Annotated in this window: 16 protein-coding genes; 13 read left to right on the forward strand and 3 right to left on the reverse strand. The window is 71.9% G+C overall.

The window, feature by feature from the left end; translation table 11 throughout:
- The first annotated feature begins 256 nt into the window (after positions 1-256).
- Positions 257-484 (forward strand): DUF7848 domain-containing protein, encoded by a 228-nt coding sequence (locus tag ACZ7M3_RS25675; protein WP_472065844.1) that lies wholly within the window; start codon positions 257-259, stop codon positions 482-484.
- A gap of 84 nt (positions 485-568) precedes the next feature.
- On the opposite strand, the gene ACZ7M3_RS25680 is transcribed toward ACZ7M3_RS25675, so the two are convergent.
- Positions 569-1,792: a pyridoxal phosphate-dependent aminotransferase gene (locus ACZ7M3_RS25680; protein WP_472065846.1), complete on the reverse strand. Its 1,224-nt coding sequence runs from the start codon at positions 1,790-1,792 to the stop codon at positions 569-571.
- Positions 1,793-1,908: 116 nt separating this feature from the next.
- Positions 1,909-3,960 carry a PA14 domain-containing protein gene (locus tag ACZ7M3_RS25685; protein WP_472065848.1) on the reverse strand — a complete coding sequence of 684 codons (2,052 nt, stop codon included), beginning with the start codon at positions 3,958-3,960 and terminating at the stop codon, positions 1,909-1,911.
- A 979-nt stretch (positions 3,961-4,939) separates the two neighbouring features.
- Between ACZ7M3_RS25685 and ACZ7M3_RS25690 the strand changes: the two genes are divergently transcribed.
- From ACZ7M3_RS25690 to kynU, 10 genes are all read left to right on the forward strand, one after another.
- Entirely contained in the window at positions 4,940-5,461 is a 522-nt protein-coding gene (locus ACZ7M3_RS25690) for a DUF2617 family protein (RefSeq protein WP_472065850.1), read from the forward strand.
- Between the two features lie 145 nt (positions 5,462-5,606).
- Complete coding sequence (locus ACZ7M3_RS25695; protein WP_472065852.1) at positions 5,607-7,250, forward strand: polyamine aminopropyltransferase; 1,644 nt, start codon at positions 5,607-5,609, stop codon at positions 7,248-7,250.
- A gap of 68 nt (positions 7,251-7,318) precedes the next feature.
- Positions 7,319-8,125, forward strand: a complete 807-nt coding sequence (locus ACZ7M3_RS25700) for an SRPBCC domain-containing protein (RefSeq protein WP_472065854.1) — start codon at positions 7,319-7,321, stop codon at positions 8,123-8,125.
- A gap of 162 nt (positions 8,126-8,287) precedes the next feature.
- On the forward strand, positions 8,288-9,076 hold the full coding sequence (locus ACZ7M3_RS25705) for an aldose epimerase family protein (protein ID WP_472065856.1): 789 nt from the start codon (positions 8,288-8,290) through the stop codon (positions 9,074-9,076).
- A gap of 10 nt (positions 9,077-9,086) precedes the next feature.
- Complete coding sequence (gene pyrE / locus ACZ7M3_RS25710; RefSeq protein ID WP_095853461.1) at positions 9,087-9,635, forward strand: orotate phosphoribosyltransferase; 549 nt, start codon at positions 9,087-9,089, stop codon at positions 9,633-9,635.
- 186 nt (positions 9,636-9,821) lie between these two features.
- Positions 9,822-10,844 (forward strand): class II fructose-bisphosphate aldolase, encoded by a 1,023-nt coding sequence (gene fbaA, locus ACZ7M3_RS25715; RefSeq protein ID WP_472065858.1) that lies wholly within the window; start codon positions 9,822-9,824, stop codon positions 10,842-10,844.
- 106 nt (positions 10,845-10,950) lie between these two features.
- On the forward strand, positions 10,951-12,468 hold the full coding sequence (locus tag ACZ7M3_RS25720) for an MFS transporter (protein WP_472065860.1): 1,518 nt from the start codon (positions 10,951-10,953) through the stop codon (positions 12,466-12,468).
- 101 nt (positions 12,469-12,569) lie between these two features.
- Complete coding sequence (locus ACZ7M3_RS25725) at positions 12,570-12,983, forward strand: DUF3151 domain-containing protein (RefSeq protein ID WP_472065862.1); 414 nt, start codon at positions 12,570-12,572, stop codon at positions 12,981-12,983.
- Positions 12,984-13,209: 226 nt separating this feature from the next.
- On the forward strand, positions 13,210-14,058 hold the full coding sequence (locus ACZ7M3_RS25730; RefSeq protein ID WP_351295065.1) for a tryptophan 2,3-dioxygenase family protein: 849 nt from the start codon (positions 13,210-13,212) through the stop codon (positions 14,056-14,058).
- Complete coding sequence (gene kynU, locus ACZ7M3_RS25735; protein WP_472065864.1) at positions 14,051-15,283, forward strand: kynureninase; 1,233 nt, start codon at positions 14,051-14,053, stop codon at positions 15,281-15,283. Before ACZ7M3_RS25730 ends, kynU begins: the two co-directional genes overlap by 8 nt.
- Positions 15,284-15,714: 431 nt before the next feature.
- Here the strand turns inward: kynU and ACZ7M3_RS25740 are convergent, their stop codons facing one another.
- Positions 15,715-16,383: a TetR/AcrR family transcriptional regulator gene (locus ACZ7M3_RS25740; RefSeq protein WP_472065866.1), complete on the reverse strand. Its 669-nt coding sequence runs from the start codon at positions 16,381-16,383 to the stop codon at positions 15,715-15,717.
- Between the two features lie 185 nt (positions 16,384-16,568).
- Here ACZ7M3_RS25740 and ACZ7M3_RS25745 point away from each other — a divergent pair, with 185 nt between their 5' ends.
- Complete coding sequence (locus tag ACZ7M3_RS25745) at positions 16,569-17,447, forward strand: alpha/beta hydrolase (RefSeq protein ID WP_472065868.1); 879 nt, start codon at positions 16,569-16,571, stop codon at positions 17,445-17,447.
- Positions 17,448-17,586: 139 nt separating this feature from the next.
- Positions 17,587-18,696 (forward strand): alpha/beta hydrolase, encoded by a 1,110-nt coding sequence (locus tag ACZ7M3_RS25750; protein WP_472065870.1) that lies wholly within the window; start codon positions 17,587-17,589, stop codon positions 18,694-18,696.
- Positions 18,697-18,831 lie beyond the last annotated feature (135 nt).

Below are 18,831 nucleotides of genomic sequence, written 5' to 3' on the forward strand. Positions count from 1 at the left end.
GGTGAAACTAGGCCGTTGCGTCCCTGTAGGGAGTCCCTCGCTGCCGGAAGCATCGGGGTATGACCGAGCCGACGAGATACAGCACAGCACCGGTCGAGTTGCCGTTGCGGCTGGAGCCCGAACCTGAACCTACGGCCGGTTGTCGGGTGTGCTTAGCACTCGATTTACAGCGCACAGAAGCCAGGATGCGGGGGGACCTTTCCCGCGTCTCTGACGTGAACGTGGAGATCCGTAACCATGCTCGCGGGGAGTGTCTATGACGCGTGCAGTCTTGCGGTACGTGCCCCACACGATCCGGCATGCACCAGAGGGCGGGATCACGTACGAAGCGTTTTGCGTCACGGTCGGGTGCGGCGAGGAGTCCGGACCGCAGGAAGATCAGGAAATGGCGCAGGACTGGTGTCTGCGGCACACCGGCCAAACTGGTCACGGACTCTTCCGGCGCGTGTTCACCGACCATGCCCGCGTGACGCGGGAGGAGTAGGCCCCGGTCCTCCGGACGGCGAGCAACACTCAGCGGCCGGTACAGCCCCGTTCGTGCGCTGCCCCCGTGCGCGTGGACGGGGCTTCAGTGCTGTTTCCGCAGCTCAGCCAGCCTCTCGCTTGCTTCGCGCAACTTATCTGTACGCTTGCAGAACGCGAACCGCACGAAGGGCGCGCCCGCCTCCCGGTGGTCGTAGAAGACCGCGTTCGGGATGGCGACGACCCCGGCGCGCTCCGGGAGCGCGCGGCAGAAGGCGAAGCCGTCGGACTCGCCGAGCGGCCGGATGTCGGTGGTGATGAAGTACGTGCCCGCCGGCTGGAAGACCTTGAACCCCGCCTCCGTGAGCCCGGCCGCCAGCACGTCCCGCTTGGCCAGCATGTCCGCACGGAACGCCGCGAAGTACGTGTCCGGCAGCGTCAGCGCCTCGGCCACGGCGTACTGGAACGGCCCCGACGCGACGTACGTCAGGAACTGCTTGGCCGACCGTACGGCGGTGACGAGGTCCGGCGTGCCCGTCACCCAGCCCACCTTCCACCCCGTGAAGGAGAAGGTCTTTCCCGCGCTGCCGATGGTGACCGTCCGCTCCCGCATCCCCGGGAAGGAGGCCAGCGGCAGGTGCTCGGCCTCGTCGAACACCAGGTGCTCGTACACCTCGTCCGTGATGACGAGGAGATCCCGCTCGACGGCGAGCTTCGCGATCTCCCCGAGCTCCTCGCGGGTCAGGACGGTGCCGGTCGGGTTGTGCGGGGTGTTGACGAGCAGCAGCCGGGTGTTGTCGGTGACCGCGTCGCGCAGCTCGTCGAGGTCGAGCCGGAAGCGCCGGTGGGTGACTCCGTCGCGGGTCTCCTCGTGCGGGCGCAGGGTGACCGGGATCCTGGCCCCGCCCGCCATCGCGATGCTGGCCGCGTACGAGTCGTAGTACGGCTCCAGGGCGATGACCTCGTCACCGGGCTCGACCAGCGCGAGCAGCGACGCCGCGATGGCCTCCGTGGCACCGGCCGTGACGAGCACCTCGCGGTCCGGGTCGTACGCCAGTCCGTACCGGTGCTTCTGGTGCGCGGCGATCGCCGTACGCAGCTCGGGCACGCCGGGGCCCGGCGGGTACTGGTTGCCGCGCCCGTCGCGCAGCGCCCGTACGGCCGCCTCCCTGATCTCCTCGGGCCCGTCCGTGTCGGGGAAGCCCTGGCCCAGGTTGATCGACCCGGTACTCAGGGCCAGGGCCGACATCTCGGCGAAGATCGTCGTGCCGAACTCGGCGAGTCGGCGGTTGAGGAGGGGGCGGCGGCCGTTGGAGGTCATGCCGGTCATCCTGCGCCGAAGTTCTGGACTTCCTCAACTTACGTTCACGATTCGGTACCTGCTCAGAGGTGGTACCGAAGGCACCACCTCTGAGCAGGGGAAGAGCCGTCCCCGGCCGTCCTGGACTAGACGCGGTCCTGAAAGACGCAGCTCCACACGTGTGTGCCCGCGACGCTGCCGTCGGCGCGCACCGCCTCCAGCGTGTAGAAGTACGTGGTCCCCAGCGCGGCCGTGGTGTCCGTGTAGGCACGGGTATCCGTCGGCAGCAGTCCGGCGTGCAGCGGCTCGTACGCCTCCGTGGCCGCGTTCCACCGGCTGACCCGGTAGCCCGCGATGGTGTCGCACTCGGCTGTCTTGGTGCACTCCCAGTTGATGGACGGCCCCTTCACGCCGGGTCCGCCCTTCAGGGTGTCGTAGCCCATGGTGCCGAGGTCCCAGTCCCGGGTGACCGTCACGGACGGCCGGACGTCCAGCTCGGTGGCCTCGACGACCGTGACCTTCGGGTCGCTCGGGAGCAGCGCATTGCCCCAGCGGTCCCTGGCGACGACCGAGTACACGTACGTCTCGCCGTCCGGCACGTCGCCGCACAGCACCGCGAGCGGGTCGCTCGTGCCCTCCCAGCAGTCGCTGGTGCCGAGCCATTTGACCGTGCCGTCCGCCTGCCGGGTGCCGTTCCGGACCACGTAGCCCTCGACGTCGTCCTCGGTCGAGGCCGCCCAGCTCACCAGCACGCCGTCGGCGCGCGGGGTGGCCTTCACGCCGGTGACCGGGCCGGGCGCGACGCGGTCACCGGTGCGGACGACGAGCGGGGCGGACAGCGCCGACTCGTTGCCGACCGGGTCCACCGCCGCGACCGCGTACGTCACGTACGTGCCCGCGGGCATGCCCAGGTCGTGGCAGTCCCCGCCGCTGCTGGTCGCGTCGCTCCCCTCGGCGCAGGTCACGCGGGTGAGCGCGGCCGGGTCGAGGGTCTTGCCGGGCGAGCGGTAGACGCGGTAGGTCCCGCCGTTGTCGAAGTCCTCGTAGAAGCCGTCGGGCTGCTTCCAGTACACCTCGGTGGAGCCGGGGCGGACGACGGAGCCGAGGGAGGTCGGGGACTTCGGTGGCGTCCGGTCGACGCCGTCGCCGGTGACGGTGGCGTACGCCGACGGGTTGCCGAGCGCGTCGAGGGCGCGGACCCGGTAGTACCGGGCGGTGTTCATGGGCGCGTCGGTGCGGTACGACGTCGTGGTCGTCGTGCCCAGCAGCGTGAACGGGCCGGTGGCCGCGGAGGCGGCGTACACCTCGTACTTCGCGGCGTCGGCGCCCCCATGCCAGGCCAGCGTGGCCCACCACGCGTCGCTGGTGACCGTGAGACCGGTCGGCGCCGCCGGGCCCGTGCGGTCCACGGTCGCGGCGGTGGCGTCGGGGCTGCCGGCGGACTCGTGGCCCGCCTTGTCGACGGCGCGGACCTCGTACAGGAACGTCTGGCCCGTGGCGGGCGTCGCGTCCACGAACGACGGGGAGGTCAGCAGCGACGGGCCGCCGGCCTTCGCCCACTGGGTGGTGCTCAGCCGGCGGTACACGCGGTAACCGGCGAGGTCCATCTCCTTGTTCGCGGCCCAGCGCAGCGTGGTCTTCGTGGTGTCCCGGTCGTACGCGGCGGTGAGGCCGGTCGGGGCGAGCGGCTTGACCTTGTCGACGGCGGCCTCGGTGCGTGGGGCGTATGTGAACGCGGCGTTGGCGACGCCGGTCCAGGCCACGTAGTCCACGCGGATCGTGTGCTTGCCGGCCGGGACGGTCAGGTCGACGGTCTTGCGGGCGGTGGTGGAGACGTTCTTCCACAGGTCGATCTTCCGCACGCCGTCGACGTAGACGCGCATGCCGTCCTGCGTGGCGGCGGAGAGCCGGAAGGGGCCGCCGGAGCCGAAGTCCCGGGTGAGGGCCCAGCGGACGGAGAAGTTGTCCTTGGGCAGTGTCACGCCGCTCGGGTCGCCGTACCCGTAGTTCTCGCTGATGGCGGAGTCGCAGGCGGTCAGCTTCGGCGTGCCGCTGAAGGTGGAGTTGCCGAAGTACTGCGCCTTCCAGACAGGAGAGGTGCAGGTGACGGCCGCGGAGGCCGGGGAGGCGGTGATCAGGCCGCCGGTGGCGGCGAGGGTGGCCGTCGCGGCCAGCGCGGTCAGCCGGGTACGAGTCATCACAGAGAGTGGGGCCCCTTCCGGACCAATGGGAAACAGGTGAAACAGGTGGCGCGTGTGTGACTCATGAGGCGAGGGCAGGGTTGCCCCGCCGCTCACCTCTTTCACGGAAGTTTTCGACCCGGCACTGACGCTGCGGAACCCTCTGAACTTCCTCAACTCGGCTTTGGCCGGTGAGACGCGAGGGCATCCCCCTGGCACGCAAGAAGCGAGGCGCCCACGGGGGGTCGCTTCGGGGTAACGAAAGGAGGGTGACGCCATGTTCATCGGCTTCATCCTGGCGGTCGTCTTCATCCTGTTCGTCGTGTCGTTGCGTGCCGCCGCCCGCGGCCGGAAGAAGGTCGGACTCTCGAAGAACTTGTCGGGTTCGGCGCGGGGCCGCCGCTCGCGGGGCAGGTCCTCGGACAGCTCCGGCAGCTGGTGGGCCGGCGGGGCCGGGGGAGCCGCGTCGTCCTGCGGCAGCGGTTCGTCCGGCGGGCACCACGGGGGTCACTCGTGCGGTGGGCACTCGTCGTGCGGGGGCGGCTCGTCCTGCGGAGGCGGGTCGTCGTGCGGGGGCGGCGGGGGGTGCGGCGGAGGCAGTTGAGCCTCGCCGGGGGTGTGGGGCGCGGGGCCGGGGAAGGGGCTTCTGCAGCGGGTCGGTGGGGGCTGGTCGCGCCCGCGGGGCGGAGCCGAAGATGTCACCGCCCCGCGCCCCTTACGGTGCGCCGGGGCGCTTCGATCCGCGCGCCCCGGCGCACGCCGTAGTTGAACAGTTGAACTGTGGAGCCCTCGGGGGGATGGAAACCCTACGAAGTTGGGTAAAAACGCTGTGGTGGCGCCACAGTTCATGATTCCCTCTAAAACACCAAAGCAGCCCTCGGATCGTCCCTTCCCCACAGGGCAGACCGGGCTGACCGGGCCGATCCCCCGGTACCGAGGTACCGACCGGGTGCGCCGGACCCCCACCTCCCTTTTTGCGTGCTAGCGGAGCCGACCCATGCTCACGACCCTGAATACTTCGTACACCGACACGCGCGCGGCCGATCTCGCCTGGGCCCTGGGGCGCGAACCGCTCCCCGCGCTCGCGACCCTCGACCTCGAACTCGACGGGGCCAGACTGCAGTTGCGGCTCCTCGGCGCGTCCCACCAGGTCCTCCTGGAGGAGGAGCGGGGCAGCTGTTCGGAAACCGTCGCGTGCATCGCCGGCAGCAGCACGCCACTTCCGCTCGGGGTGGCCAAGCGGGTCGGCGACTGGGAGTACGAGTTCGCGGCGCGCGTCGAGACGCTCTCCCGCGGGTCCTTCGCGGGGCGGGCGCAGGAGTTACTTGCCCTGGTCTCCGACCACCCCAACGGACTCGCCGGCGTCTTCCCCGGCAGCCCGCACGCCTTCACCGCGCTGCTCGCCCAGCGCCACGAGGGGCAGGTCCACTGGCGTACGTGGCACGCCTACCCGCAGGACGGCCAGCTGGTGGCGACACGCACGAGGGTGGGGGTACGCGTGACGGCGGGGGCGCTTTGAGGGGGGTGGTGCTTCGGCTGCCGATTCGCCCGCCGCTTCGGCCGCCGACGAACCCGTCATCAGCGCCGGACGCCACACATCGGGACGACACTTCCACACGTGTGGGTGACGAAGCGTCGTGGTGGCGTGACGTAGCGTTCCACGCGTGATCGAACCGCACGCGCCTGCTCCCCCCGGCGCGCCGCCGCCCTGGGGCGTCCAGGGCCAGGCGCGGCTGCCCGTCCGCCCGGGCATCGGGCGGTTCCTGGTCCTCGCGGGCGTGTTCGTCTGTGCGGCCTGTGGACTCGTGTACGAACTCGAACTCGTCGCCCTCGCCTCGTACCTGATCGGCGACTCGGTCACCCAGGCCTCCGTGGTCCTCTCCGTGATGGTCTTCGCCATGGGCATCGGCTCCCTCGCCGCGAAACGTCTGCGCCCCCGCGCCGCGGCCGGCTTCGGTGCGGTCGAGGCGGCGCTCGCCCTGATCGGCGGCTGCAGCGCGATGGCCCTGTACGCGGTGTTCGCGTGGACCGGCGACTGGGGCGGAGTGTGGACGAGCGGCTCGCGCTACCTCCTGGCGGCCTTCTCCCTCGCCATCGGTCTCCTCATCGGCGCCGAAGTCCCCCTCCTCATGGAGCTGATACAGCGCATCCGTCGCCAGGACCCGGGCGGTGCGGTGGCGGACCTCTTCGCGGCGGACTACGTCGGCGCCCTCGTCGGCGGCCTCGCCTTCCCCTTCCTCCTGCTCCCCCTCCTCGGGCAACTGGAGGGCGCGCTGCTCACCGGAACCGTGAACGCGCTGGCCGGCGGAGCCCTCGTACTGGGCCTGTTCCGCCGGGACTTGAGCCGGCGCGGACGCTGGTTCCTGCTCATCGCCAACGTCCTGGTCCTCGCCCTGCTCGCCGCGGCCGCCGCCCATGTCGGCGACTTCGAACGCGCGGCCCGGCGCGCCGTCTACGGCAAGGACGTACGGGTCGCCCTGCAGACCGGTGTCCAGGAGGTCGTGCTCACCGGGGGCACGCACGGCCGCCCGCTCGACCTCTTCCTCGACGGGCGCCTGCGGGTCAGCGGCCGCGACGAGCACCGCTACCACGAGGCGCTGGTCCACCCCGCGATGAACGGCCCCCACGCGCGCGTGCTCGTCCTCGGCGGCGGCGACGGACTCGCCACCCGCGAGGTACTGCGCGACCCGGGCGTGCGCCGCGTCGACGTGATCGAACTCGACCCGGGGGTGCTGCGGTTGGCGCGCACCGACCCGGCCCTGTCGGCGCTCAACGCGCACGCGTTCGACGACCGACGCGTGCGCGTGTTCACCGCCGACGCGTTCGGCTGGCTGCGCGGGGCCACGTCGACGTACGACGTGGTCATCTCGGATCTGCCCGACCCCGGGATCACGGCGAGCACCAAGCTGTACTCGCAGGAGTTCTACGGCCTGACGCGCCGCGTCCTCGCTCCCGGTGGCCGCCTGGCCGTCCACGCGGGCCCCGTCTCCTCCCGCCCCCGCGTCTTCTGGACGGTCGAGTCCACACTCCGGGCGGCCGGTCTGCGCACCGCCCCCTACTGCGTCGGCGGCCGGGACTCCGGTTTCGCGGCCGGCCCCGACCGCACGGCGGGCGCGTCGAGCGCTCCCCGCGACTGGGGCTTCATCCTCGCCTCCGTCGCGGGCACGCCCCTGCGCCTCGCCCCGCACGGACCGCGCCTGCGTACGCTCACACAGCCGTCCCTCACCGCCGACGCTTACGCCGCCTGGCGTACCCGCGTAACCGGCCTGGCGCCCTCCACACTGGTCCATCCGCGCTACGCCGACTGAGACGGCGGACGGACGAATCCCCGGATACGAGGGTGCGGTGCGGGCCGTCCTGGGTAGGCTCGGCCGACATGGAGCATGAGGTGTTCGTTCCGGTTCAGGCCGAACGGCTGAGGGAGGCGCTGGCCGATCCCGTACGAGTGGCCCGGGCGGTCCCCGGACTCCAGCAGGACGCCGGGACGCCGCCCGTCTCCGGGCGCCTGAAAGTCCGCGTCGGCGGCCACACCATCACCTACCGGGGGACGGTCCGGGTCACCGCCCGGGACGACGGTTCGTACGCCGTCGAGGGCGACGCCGCCGAGGCGCGCGGCCCCGGCACCGTGAAACTCGCCCTCGCCCTCACTCTCACCCCCTCCGACGGCGGCACGACCGTCACCATCACCGGAACCACCACCGCGGACGGCCGCGTGGCGGATCTCCCCCCGGACGCGGTCTCCGCGACCACGGACCGCCTGCTGAACCGGTTCGTCGAGAACTTGGCGGAGGCGCCGGAGACGCCACAGGGCGCGACGGAACGGGAGCCGGAACGCGAGCCGGAGCGGGAGACTGAGCCGGAGAAGCCGGAGCCGGAAGCGGAGGTCGAGCCCGCCCCGGAGGCCGAGTCCTCCGCCCTCTTCGAGGAGGAGGAACAGGCCCCGCCCGCCCCGAGCCGTGTGAACAGGGAGGATGCCGTGGCCGAGGCGGCGCATGCGCGGCGGACGATGATCGGCCGCAGCGCGGAGGAGGTGGACCACGCCCCGCCGCGTGGCCGCTACGCCCCCGTCCCGGCGCCGGAGACCGCCGACGCCCGCGCCACGCTCCGCTGGGCGGCCCCCGCCGCGGCCGTCGCCCTGGCCTCGGCCATCGCCGTCACCCGAGCCCTGCGCAAACGCCGCTGACCGAGCCCCGCCAGGGGCGCGGGGAACTGCGCGACCGGCCCCTACCGTCCCGTGGTCGACAACCCCACCCGGGGGACCCGGGGGCGGAGCCCCCGGGTTTGGGATGGGACGGGTAGGGGCGGCGGGGGCGAACAAAGAATCCGGCCCAGTAGGGTCAACTCCGTGAGTAACGAAGACATCACGCTGACCGCGGGCGACGCGGAAGTGACCGTCACACCCGGCAACGGCGGACGGATCGGAAGTCTACGAATCGGCGACGCCGAACTACTGCGCCAGGGCCAGAAGTTCGGCTGTTTCCCGATGGTCCCGTGGTGCGGAAGAATCCGCGACGGCCGCTTCCTGGACGGCGCCACCATCCAGCAGATGCCGCTCAACGCCCCACCGCACGCCATCCACGGCACCGCCCGGGACGGCGCCTGGCGCACCGCCCGCGCCGGCAAGTCCGAGGCCGTGATCACGTACGACCTCGTGGCTCCCTGGCCCCACCCCGGCCGCGTCACCCAGCTCTTCACCCTGACCGAGGACGCCTTCACGGTCACCATGTCCGTGGAGACGTACGAGGACTCGTTCCCCGCCCAGGTCGGCTGGCACCCGTGGTTCAACAGGAACCTCGGTGAAGAAGACGTCCAGGTCGACTTCACCCCGGCCTGGCAGGAGGAACGCGGCGCGGACCACCTGCCCACCGGCCACCGCATCGAGCCGAAGCCCAGCCCCTGGGACGACTGCTTCGGCATGCCCGACGGCGTCGACGTCACGCTCACCTGGCCGGGGCAGCTGGAGCTGAAGGTCGCCAGCAGGGAGGAGTGGGTGGTGGTGTACGACGAGCAGGAGGCCGCCGTCTGCGTCGAGCCGCAGACCGGCCCGCCCAACGGGCTGAACACCCACCCGCGCCTGGTCACCCCCATCGACCCCCTCGAGGCGACCATGACCTGGAGCTGGCGGCGCCTCTAAGCTGGCGGACATGAGTGACGTACGCGGCGCGCTGCTGCAGCAGATCAAGGACAAGGCCGTGGTGCACGGCAAGGTGACCCTTTCGTCGGGTCTGGAAGCCGACTATTACGTGGACCTGCGCCGGATCACGCTGGACGGCGAGGCCGCGCCGCTCGTCGGGCAGGTCCTCCTCGACCTGACCGACGAGCTGGACTTCGACGCGGTGGGCGGCCTCACCATGGGCGCCGACCCCGTCGCCGCGGCCATGCTGCACGCCGCCGCGGCCCGCGGGAAGCGACTCGACGCCTTCGTCGTCCGCAAGGCCGCCAAGGCGCACGGCCTGCAGCGCCGCGTCGAGGGCCCGGAGATCCGGGGTCGGCGCGTGCTCGTGGTCGAGGACACCTCGACCACCGGCGGCTCCCCGCTCGCCGCCGTGGAGGCGGTGCGCGAGGCCGGCGCCGAGGTCGTCGGCGTGGCGACCATCGTCGACCGCGCGACCGGTGCCGCCGAGAAGATCGAGGCCGGCGCCGGAGTGCCGTACCTCTTCGCCTACTCCAAGGACGAGTTGGGCCTGGACTAGGACTCCCGGCACGGGACCCCGCGGAACACGGGGTCCCGTATCCCGGACAGGGTGTCTGGAGCATCCGGTCAAGTCTGGAAAGATGGGGACGACGATGACGTCGCCCCCCTAGGTCAGGGCCGTAAGCACCAGTCCCGTCGTGCCGCAGCAGCGGTACGCAGACCCGCACATACAAGGAGCGGACAGATGCCCATCGCAACCCCCGAGGTCTACAACGAGATGCTCGACCGGGCGAAGGCAGGCAAGTTCGCCTACCCGGCCATCAACGTGACCTCCTCCCAGACGCTGCACGCTGCACTGCGCGGCTTCGCGGAGGCGGAGAGCGACGGCATCATCCAGATGTCCACCGGTGGTGCGGAGTTCCTCGGCGGCCAGCACAAGAAGGACATGGTGACCGGCGCCGTCGCGCTCGCCGAGTTCGCGCACATCGTCGCCGCCAAGTACGACATCACCGTCGCGCTGCACACGGACCACTGTCCCAAGGACAAGCTGGACACGTACGTCCGTCCGCTCCTCGACATCTCCGCCGAGCGCGTCGCCAAGGGCGAGAACCCGCTGTTCCAGTCGCACATGTGGGACGGCTCCGCCGAGACCCTCGCCGACAACCTGGCCATCGCCCAGGAGCTGCTCGCCAAGGCCGCCGCCGCGAGGATCATCCTCGAGGTCGAGATCACCCCGACCGGCGGTGAGGAGGACGGCGTCAGCCACGAGATCAACGACTCCCTCTACACCACCGTCGACGACGCGCTGCGCACCGCCGAGGCGCTCGGCCTGGGTGAGAAGGGCCGCTACCTGCTGGCAGCGTCCTTCGGCAACGTGCACGGCGTCTACAAGCCGGGCAACGTCGTCCTGCGCCCCGACCTCCTGAAGGAGCTGAACGACGGCGTCGCCGCCAAGTACGGCAAGCCGTCCCCGTTCGACTTCGTCTTCCACGGCGGCTCCGGCTCCACGGCCGAGGAGATCGCCACCGCGCTGGAGAACGGCGTCGTGAAGATGAACCTCGACACCGACACCCAGTACGCCTTCACGCGTCCCGTCGCGGACCACATGTTCAAGAACTACGACGGTGTCCTGAAGGTCGACGGCGAGGTCGGCTCCAAGAAGACCTACGACCCGCGCACCTGGGGCAAGCTCGCCGAGGCGGGCATGGCGGGCCGTGTGACCGAGGCGTGCGAGATGCTGCGCTCCGCGGGCAACAAGCTCAAGTAGTTTCCCCGGGTTTCCCCGGTCGGTATCCGGGTTCCCCTGGTTCGGACCGTACGAGAAAGGGCTCGGCACCGCCCACGGTGCCGGGCCCTTCCGTATGCTCCGAAGTATGGCTGCGCCTCTGGAGAAGACATCGGGTGAGGGAGCGGGACCGGGTCCCGGTGTGCGGATCTCCAGTCCCACCGGCAAGTGGATCCTGCTGACCACCGTCCTCGGCTCCAGCATGGCCATGCTGGACTCGACGGTCGTCAACGTCGCGCTGCCCACGATCGGCCGTGACCTGGGCACGGGCCTCGCGGCACTCCAGTGGACCGTGAACGCGTACATGCTGACCCTCGCGGGCCTGATCCTGCTCGGCGGGTCACTCGGCGACCGCTTCGGACGGCGCAAGATCTTCGTCCTCGGTGTGGTGTGGTTCGCCTCCGCCTCGCTGCTGTGCGGCCTCGCGCCGACCGGGGGCGTGCTGATCGCGGCCCGCGCCCTGCAGGGCATCGGCGGAGCCCTGCTCACCCCCGGTTCGCTCGCGATCATCCAGGCGTCCTTCCACCCGGACGACCGGGCCAGGGCCGTCGGCCTGTGGTCGGGCTTCGGCGGCGTCGGCGCGGCGGTCGGCCCGTTCCTGGGCGGCTGGCTGGTGGACGGTCCCGGCTGGCGCTGGGTCTTCCTGCTCAACGTTCCGGTGGCGCTGATCTGCGCCCCCATCGCCGTGCGCCACGTCCCCGAGTCGTCCGACGGACGTGCGCACGGCCGGGGCTTCGACGTCCTCGGCGCCGTCCTCGGCGCCCTGGCGCTCGCCCTGGTGACGTACGCCCTGATCGAGGCCACGAGCGGTTCCGTACTGGTCTGGGTGTCGGCGGTCGCGGGCGTGGCGGCCGGCGTGGCCTTCGTGTACGTCGAGCGGCGCCGACCCGACCCGATGATGCCGCCGGACATCTTCTCGTCGCGGCAGTTCACGGCCGTCAACCTCGTCACGCTGTGCGTGTACGCGGCCTTCGGCGGCTTCTTCTTCCTGACCGCGCTCCAGCTCCAGGTCGTGGCGGGCTACTCGGCCCTGGGCGCCGGTACGGCACTGCTGCCGACGACCGTCCTGATGCTGCTCTTCTCCGCCCGCTCCGGCGAGCTCGCCCAGCGCATCGGCCCGCGCATCCCGCTCACCGTCGGCCCGCTGCTGTGCGCGACGGGCATGCTGCTCATGCTGCGGGTGGGCCCGCACGCCTCGTACCTCGGCGATGTGCTTCCCGCGCTGGTGGTGATGGGCGCGGGCATGGTGACCCTGGTCGCGCCCCTGACCGCGACCGTCCTCGCCTCCGTGGACGCCGGGCGGGCGGGCCTGGCCAGCGGGATCAACAACGCGGCGGCCCGCGCGGCCGGACTGATCGCGGTGGCCGCGCTGCCCCTGCTGACCGGGATGGGCCCGGAGGCGTACCGCTCGGCGGACGCCTTCAACGCCGCCTTCCGGCGTGCGATGCCCCTGTGCGCCGGGGTGCTGGTCGTGGGGGCGGTGCTGGCCTTCACGATCGTGCGCCGCCCGGCCCCCGACTGCCGGCGCCCTCAGTGCCGTACGCACGGCTGTGTGACGGCCCCGCCCCTGGAGCCCGCGCGCCCGCGCCCGTCCCCGCCCCGGTGAGACCGGGAGGCGGGGCCGCCCGCAGTGGCTCCGGGGCGGCTGTCCGGGCGCCGGGTACCCCGTACGGCACAACCCCCGGAGGGTGCCGCAGACTGGAACGTATGACGATTCACGAGAACCTCCTCGGGGGCCCGCCCCCGACTCACCTCCCCGACGACCCGGAGCCGCGCGAGCTCCTCGCGAACGGCACGCCGCCCGCGGATGTCGCCGCCAAGTACCCCACCTCCTCGCTCGCCTGGGCCCAGCTGGCCGACGACGCGTTCGAGCGAGGCAGTGTCGTCGAGTCGTACGCCTACGCCCGTACGGGCTACCACCGCGGCCTGGACTCCCTGCGCCGGGGCGGCTGGAAGGGCCACGGCCCGGTGCCCTGGGAGCACGAGCCGAACCGCGGTTTCCTGCGCGCCCTGCACGCCCTCGCCCGCGCCGCGCAGACGATCGGCGAGCAGGAGGAGTACGAGCGCTGCAGCCAGTTCCTGAAGGACTCCTCGCCGACGGCGGCGCAGACGCTGGGCTGAGTCTGCCCCGGGGTGGCCGAGCCCTCCCAGGGTGTACCCGTCGTGTAGCCGTCGTGTAGCCATCCCGGTGTACTCGCAGGTCGTACGGGTCCGCCTGGTCGATGTGACCGGGCGGACCTTGCGGTTTCGGGTGACGATTGTGGAGGATGCCCGGTGGGGACCGGGGCCCCCGTGTCGAAAACGGCAGGGGCGGACCGCTACCCGGAGTACGCATCAGGAGACAGCGATGTCGTCCCAGCAGGCTCGGCCCGTCGAGGCTCAGGAGCCCGAGACCCCGCATCTCGACTTCCAAGGAACGACCCCGTACGAGGACTACGTCCAGGCGGACGTTCTGACCCACCTCCAGCACACCCTCTCCGACGACCCCGGAGAGATGGTCTTCCTGGTCACCACCCAGGTCATGGAGCTGTGGTTCACGGTCATCGTCCACGAGTGGGAGACCGCGGCGAACGCGCTCCGCGAGGACCGGGTGCCGGTCGCGGTGGCCGCGCTGAAGCGGTCCGTACGGGAGCTGGAGGCGCTGAACGCCTCCTGGCGGCCCCTCGCCCAGCTCACCCCCGCCCAGTTCAACTCGTACCGCTCGGCCCTCGGCGAGGGCTCCGGCTTCCAGTCCGCGATGTATCGCCGGATGGAGTTCCTGCTCGGCGAGAAGTCCGCGTCCATGCTGGTCCCGCACCGGGGCGCGCCGCGCGTGCACGCGGAACTGGAGAAGGCACTGCACGAACCGAGCCTCTACGACGAGGTCCTGAGGCTGCTGGCGCGCCGCGGCCACGCGGTCCCCACGTCCGTGCTGGTCCGGGACGTGTCCCGGCGCTACGAGTCCTCGCCGGAGGTGGAGGCGGTGTGGACGGCCCTGTACGCGGGCGACGAGCACGACGAACTCGCCCGCCTGGGTGAGGCGTTGACGGACGTCGCCGAACTGGTGTGGCGATGGCGCAACGACCACCTTGTCGCGACGCGCCGCGCGATGGGCGCGAAGACGGGCACGGGCGGCTCCGCCGGGGTGGCCTGGCTGGAGAAGCGGGCGCAGAAGAACGTGTTCCCCGAGCTGTGGACGGCGAGGTCTCATGTCTGAGCGGTCTGAACTGCGGTCCGAACTGCGTTCTGAGCTGGGTGTCAGGGCCGCCGAGCTGGACGCCTCCGACGAACTCGCCAAACTGCGCGCGCAGTTCGTCCTGGACGACGTGGTGTACCTCGACGGGAACTCACTCGGCGCGCTCCCGGCGTCGGTCCCCGGCCGGGTCGACGACGTCGTGCGCCGCCAGTGGGGCGAAATGCGCATCCGCTCCTGGGAGGAGAGCGGCTGGTGGACGGCGCCGGAGCGGATCGGCGACCGCATCGCGCCGCTGGTCGGAGCGGCCCCCGGCCAGATCGTGGTGGGCGACTCCACGAGCGTGAACGTCTTCAAGGCCCTGGTGGGAGCGGTCCGCCTGGCCGCCCTGACCTCCGACGGGCGTGACGAGATCATCGTCGACGCGACGACGTTCCCGACGGACGGCTACATCGCGGCGTCCGCGGCCCGCCTCACCGGCTGCGAACTGCGCCCCCTGGAACCTGCGGACATCCCGTCGGCGGTGGGCCCCCGCACGGCGGCGGTGTTGCTGAACCACGTCGACTACCGCACCGGCCGTCTGCACGACCTCCCGGCCCTCACGTCCGCGATCCATGACGCGGGCGCCCTGGCGGTCTGGGACCTGTGCCACAGCGCCGGGGCACTGCCGGTGGACCTCGACGCCCACGGGGTCGACCTGGCCGTCGGCTGCACATACAAGTACCTGAACGGAGGCCCGGGCTCCCCCGCGTACCTCTACGTCCGTTCCTCCCTCCAGCCCCGCTTCGACTCCCCGCTCCCCGGCTGGAACTCCCATGCCGATCCCTTCGGCATGAGCCCCGCCTACGAACCGGCCCCGGGCGCCCTGCGGGGCCGCGTCGGCACCCCGGACATCCTCTCCATGCTGGCCCTGGAGGCCGCGCTGGAGGTGTGGGAGGGCGTCTCGATCGACTCCGTCCGCACCAAGTCCCTTGCCCTGACCGACTTCTTCCTGGAATGCGTCGAGGCGTACGTCCCCCGGGGGCGCGTCGAGTCCCTGACCCCCTCCCACCACGCCGAACGCGGCAGCCAGGTCGCCCTGCGCTGCGCGGACGCGGGCGAGGTGATGAAGCGCCTGATCGAACGGGGCGTCGTGGGCGACTTCCGCCACCCCGACGTCCTCCGCTTCGGCTTCACCCCCCTGTACGTGGGCTTCGGGGACGTGGAACGGGCGGCGCGGGTGCTGGGGGAGACGCTGAGCGGAGGGTGAGGTAGGGGGTGTAGCCCGGCGCTTTGTCCGCCCGCGGCTGGGTGGGGGCTGATCGCGCAGTTCCCCGCGCCCCTGGGGCCGGGGCTGCGCCCCGGATCCCCGCCCGGCCGCAGTCGTTCGGGTGCGGGCCGGTGGGGGCAGATCGCGCAGTTCCCCGCGCCCCCAAAAGCCTCGGGCCGTGCGGTGTTCGAGGGACGAGGCCGCACCCCACCCCACCCACCCCGGCCCGGCCCGCACCTCCAGCCCGTCCGACGCTTGAGGACGAGGCCGTTCAGGCCGATGCGGGGGTTCGGGGGCGGCAGCCCCCGGTGGGGTTGAAGGGGCGGAGCTCCTGGGGATGATGGAGGTCCCCCTGCTCGAGCGAAGCCGAGAGCTTGGGGGAGGGTCGGGGCGGCGGGGGCGATCAACCCCCGGCCGACCCCCACGCCGGTTCACTCCCCAACGACGTACACCCCCGCCACCGCCGCAGCAAACGCCCCCTCCGCCGCCCGCACGGCGGCCCCCTCGTCCGGCACCACCCCAACCGTCAGCAACGAGTAATACAGCGGCGCTGACACCGCCCGCACGACCATCGCCGCATCGGTCCCCACGGGCAACTCCCCCCGAGCCACCCCGTCCTCGACACACGGCACCCACTCACTCACCCGCACGTCGTAGAACCGTCGCAACGCCTCCGCCGTACGCACATCACACGTCGCCGCGGCGATGACGGCCCGAAACAACGCCCCCTGCCGAGGATCGGCCAGCGTCCGCCGCACCAACGCGGCGTTGGCCCGCAGATCACCGAGTACGGACCCGGTCTCCGTACGCGGCGACGACTGCTCCGCCATGTCACTCAGCAGATCGGCGATGAGCCCCGTCACCGACCCCCACCGCCGGTACACCGTCGTCTTCCCGACCTCCGCCCGCCGCGCCACATCGGCGAGATCGAGATGCGCGAACCCCTCCTCGGCGAGTACATCCCCCGCGGCACGCAACACGGCCGCACGAACCCGGGCGGTACGCCCACCAGGACGTACGGTGCCGGGTACGGTGCCGGGTTCACCAGAACCCACGGTGTCAGGCTCGCCACGACCCACGGTGCCGGACTCGGCGGACATGACGGACTCCTTAGCAATGCCGTTCAAGTAACCCCACCCAGCGTAACGAAACATCAGATCCGTTTACCCCTCACCGAGCGTGACATCCGGGTGTAGACGCACGTCACGGGCCTGATACCGTCCCCGCCAACGGCCGAATTCACTCCTGGTCCGCCAAATCCGTTTCACCGCTGAGAGGTTGGAGCATGCCGGACGACGCCGCAGCACGGGACGCCGCCGAGGAGGCCTCGGCCTTCTCCCACCCGTCGGTCGACCCCGACGTCACCGCCACGTACGGCGACCATCCCGACCAGCTGATCGACTTCTACACCCCGCGCGAACCCGACCCCGAGGTCCCCGCCCCGCTGGTGATCGTCCTGCACGGCGGCGCCTGGCGCGCCCCGTACGACCGTCGCCACATCACCCCGTTCGCGGACTTCCTGGCCCGCCGGGGCTTCGCCGTGGCCAACGTGGAGTACCGCCGGGGCGCCGCGATCCCCGCGCAGGGCGGCGAGGGCCCGGTCGCGGGCCGCTGGCCGGACACCTTCGACGACATCGCGGCCGCACTCGACGCGCTGCCGGCGCTCGCCCGCGAGCACCTGCCGAGGGCGGACCTCCGCCGTACGGTGATCACCGGCCACTCGGCCGGCGGCCACCTCGCCCTGTGGGCCGCCGCGCGCCATGTCCTGCCCGCCGACGCTCCTTGGCGCATCGACCGCCCCGCCCCGCTGCGCGGTGTCGTGGCCCTCGCTCCGATCGCGGATTTCACGGTCGCCGAGAAGCTGAACGTCTGCTCCGGCGCCTCCCGCCAACTCCTCGGCGGCGAGGCCAGGTTCGCGGAGCGGCAGCCGTACGCCGACCCGGCGTTCCTGCTCCCCACCGGCATCGCCACGACCCTCGTGCAGGGCCGCACCGACGTCATCGTCCCGGAGGCGGTCGCCGAGTCGTACGCGGAGGCGGCGGCGAAGGCGGGCGAGGTGGTCGGCCTGACGCTCCTGGAGGGCGTGGGCCACTTCCCGCTGATCGACCCGGCGGCGGACGCGTGCGCGGTGGTGGCCGAGGAGATCGCCCAACTGGCTTGGTAGCGTCCCCCGGTCATACCCGTAGTACCTGAGAGCTACCTCCAAGGTGAGCTCCCTGGCGGGACGCGAACGACACCTCACGATCCGTAACTTCCCATCCAGAGGCGCCCGATGAGCGGGTGGACCGGATGGGAAGGACGCCATGGAGCTCCGGGGGAAGCCGCCCGCGGCGGGAAGGGCGAAAGCCGCCCGAACAACACCACCTGATCCGGCTCTTGAGCGGCCCGGTCCACCTCAGCCACCCGAGCCACCCCCCACCCCCCGCGCCCGATTCCTCCGACGCCTGAGCCGCACCCTGCTCGCCGCCCTGGTCACGGCCGCCGTGGTCGTCCCCGTCTCCGCCGCGGCCCGCCCGCGGATCCCCGCCCCGGCCCCCGCCGCCCTCGCCCCGCCGACGCCGGCGACGCTGGACAAGGCGTACACGGCGAACCGGGCGAACGCCGCGGAGGCGTCCCGCATGGCCGCCGCCCACGGCGACCGCACCCGCGCCGCCGCGGACCACGCCATGGCCGCCCCCTCCCGCCACTTCCTCACCTTCGACGGCCGCGGCCAGGGCCTGGCCGTCGAGGTCCTCGGCGACCTCGCCCACGCCGACCGCGTCGCGGTCCTGGTCCCGGGTTCCGACACGACCTTGGAGACCTACGGCCGCTTCCGAGCAGGAGCGGGGGCCCTCCAGGACCACCTCAACAGCCTCGACCATCGCCACGGAACCCACGGATCCAGCTCACGTCCGCGTACGGCGGTCATCGCCTGGCTCGGCTACGAGACACCGGGCACGGTCAGCACCACGGTCCTGACGACCGGTCGCGCCGAGGACGCGGCCCCGCCGCTGAAGCGGTTCATACGCGAACTGCGGGGCGTCGTCGGCGAGAAGGCGCACGTCTCCCTGCTGTGCCACTCGTACGGCACGGTCGTCTGCGGCCGCGCGGCACGCGGGCTGGACGTGGACGACATCGCCCTCGTCGGCAGCCCGGGCACCGGCGCGGACTCCGTGTCGGCACTGCGCACCTCCGCCCGGATCTGGGCGGCCCGAGGCGCCGACGACTGGATCGTGAACGTGCCGCACGTCCACGCCGATCTCTTCGGCTCCACCGTCGGCCTCGGCGCCGACCCGGTGTCCCCGGCCTTCGGCGCCCACGTCTTCGCGGCGGGCACCGGCGGCCACAGCGACTACTTCAAACCGGGCTCCGTGTCCTTGGACAACCTCGCCCGGATCGTCCTCGGAGACACCTCGGAGGTAACCCGTGCGTGAGTCGACGGTTCATGAAGAGGCAGCCACCCGCCGAACGACCCCACAGACCGCACCGAAGCGACGCACACCCCCCGCCACCCCCATGCACCCCTCCACTTCCATACGCCCCTCCACCATCACGCGCACGGCCGCCCT

This window comes from Streptomyces sp. NPDC111656, from assembly GCF_055656965.1.

Excerpts from the sequence above, each read along its gene's own strand:
- ACZ7M3_RS25725 (WP_472065862.1), top strand. The coding sequence starts at position 12,570 with ATGACGATTCACGAGAACCTCCTCGGGGGCCCGCCCCCGACTCACCTC.
- ACZ7M3_RS25700 (WP_472065854.1), top strand. The coding sequence starts at position 7,319 with ATGGAGCATGAGGTGTTCGTTCCGGTTCAGGCCGAACGGCTGAGGGAG.
- pyrE (WP_095853461.1), top strand. The coding sequence starts at position 9,087 with ATGAGTGACGTACGCGGCGCGCTGCTGCAGCAGATCAAGGACAAGGCC.
- ACZ7M3_RS25740 (WP_472065866.1), bottom strand. The coding sequence starts at position 16,383 with ATGTCCGCCGAGTCCGGCACCGTGGGTCGTGGCGAGCCTGACACCGTG.
- ACZ7M3_RS25675 (WP_472065844.1), top strand. The coding sequence starts at position 257 with ATGACGCGTGCAGTCTTGCGGTACGTGCCCCACACGATCCGGCATGCA.
- ACZ7M3_RS25745 (WP_472065868.1), top strand. The coding sequence starts at position 16,569 with ATGCCGGACGACGCCGCAGCACGGGACGCCGCCGAGGAGGCCTCGGCC.
- ACZ7M3_RS25690 (WP_472065850.1), top strand. The coding sequence starts at position 4,940 with ATGCTCACGACCCTGAATACTTCGTACACCGACACGCGCGCGGCCGAT.
- ACZ7M3_RS25680 (WP_472065846.1), bottom strand. The coding sequence starts at position 1,792 with ATGACCGGCATGACCTCCAACGGCCGCCGCCCCCTCCTCAACCGCCGA.
- fbaA (WP_472065858.1), top strand. The coding sequence starts at position 9,822 with ATGCCCATCGCAACCCCCGAGGTCTACAACGAGATGCTCGACCGGGCG.
- ACZ7M3_RS25750 (WP_472065870.1), top strand. The coding sequence starts at position 17,587 with ATGGAGCTCCGGGGGAAGCCGCCCGCGGCGGGAAGGGCGAAAGCCGCC.
- ACZ7M3_RS25720 (WP_472065860.1), top strand. The coding sequence starts at position 10,951 with ATGGCTGCGCCTCTGGAGAAGACATCGGGTGAGGGAGCGGGACCGGGT.
- ACZ7M3_RS25685 (WP_472065848.1), bottom strand. The coding sequence starts at position 3,960 with ATGACTCGTACCCGGCTGACCGCGCTGGCCGCGACGGCCACCCTCGCC.
- ACZ7M3_RS25730 (WP_351295065.1), top strand. The coding sequence starts at position 13,210 with ATGTCGTCCCAGCAGGCTCGGCCCGTCGAGGCTCAGGAGCCCGAGACC.
- kynU (WP_472065864.1), top strand. The coding sequence starts at position 14,051 with ATGTCTGAGCGGTCTGAACTGCGGTCCGAACTGCGTTCTGAGCTGGGT.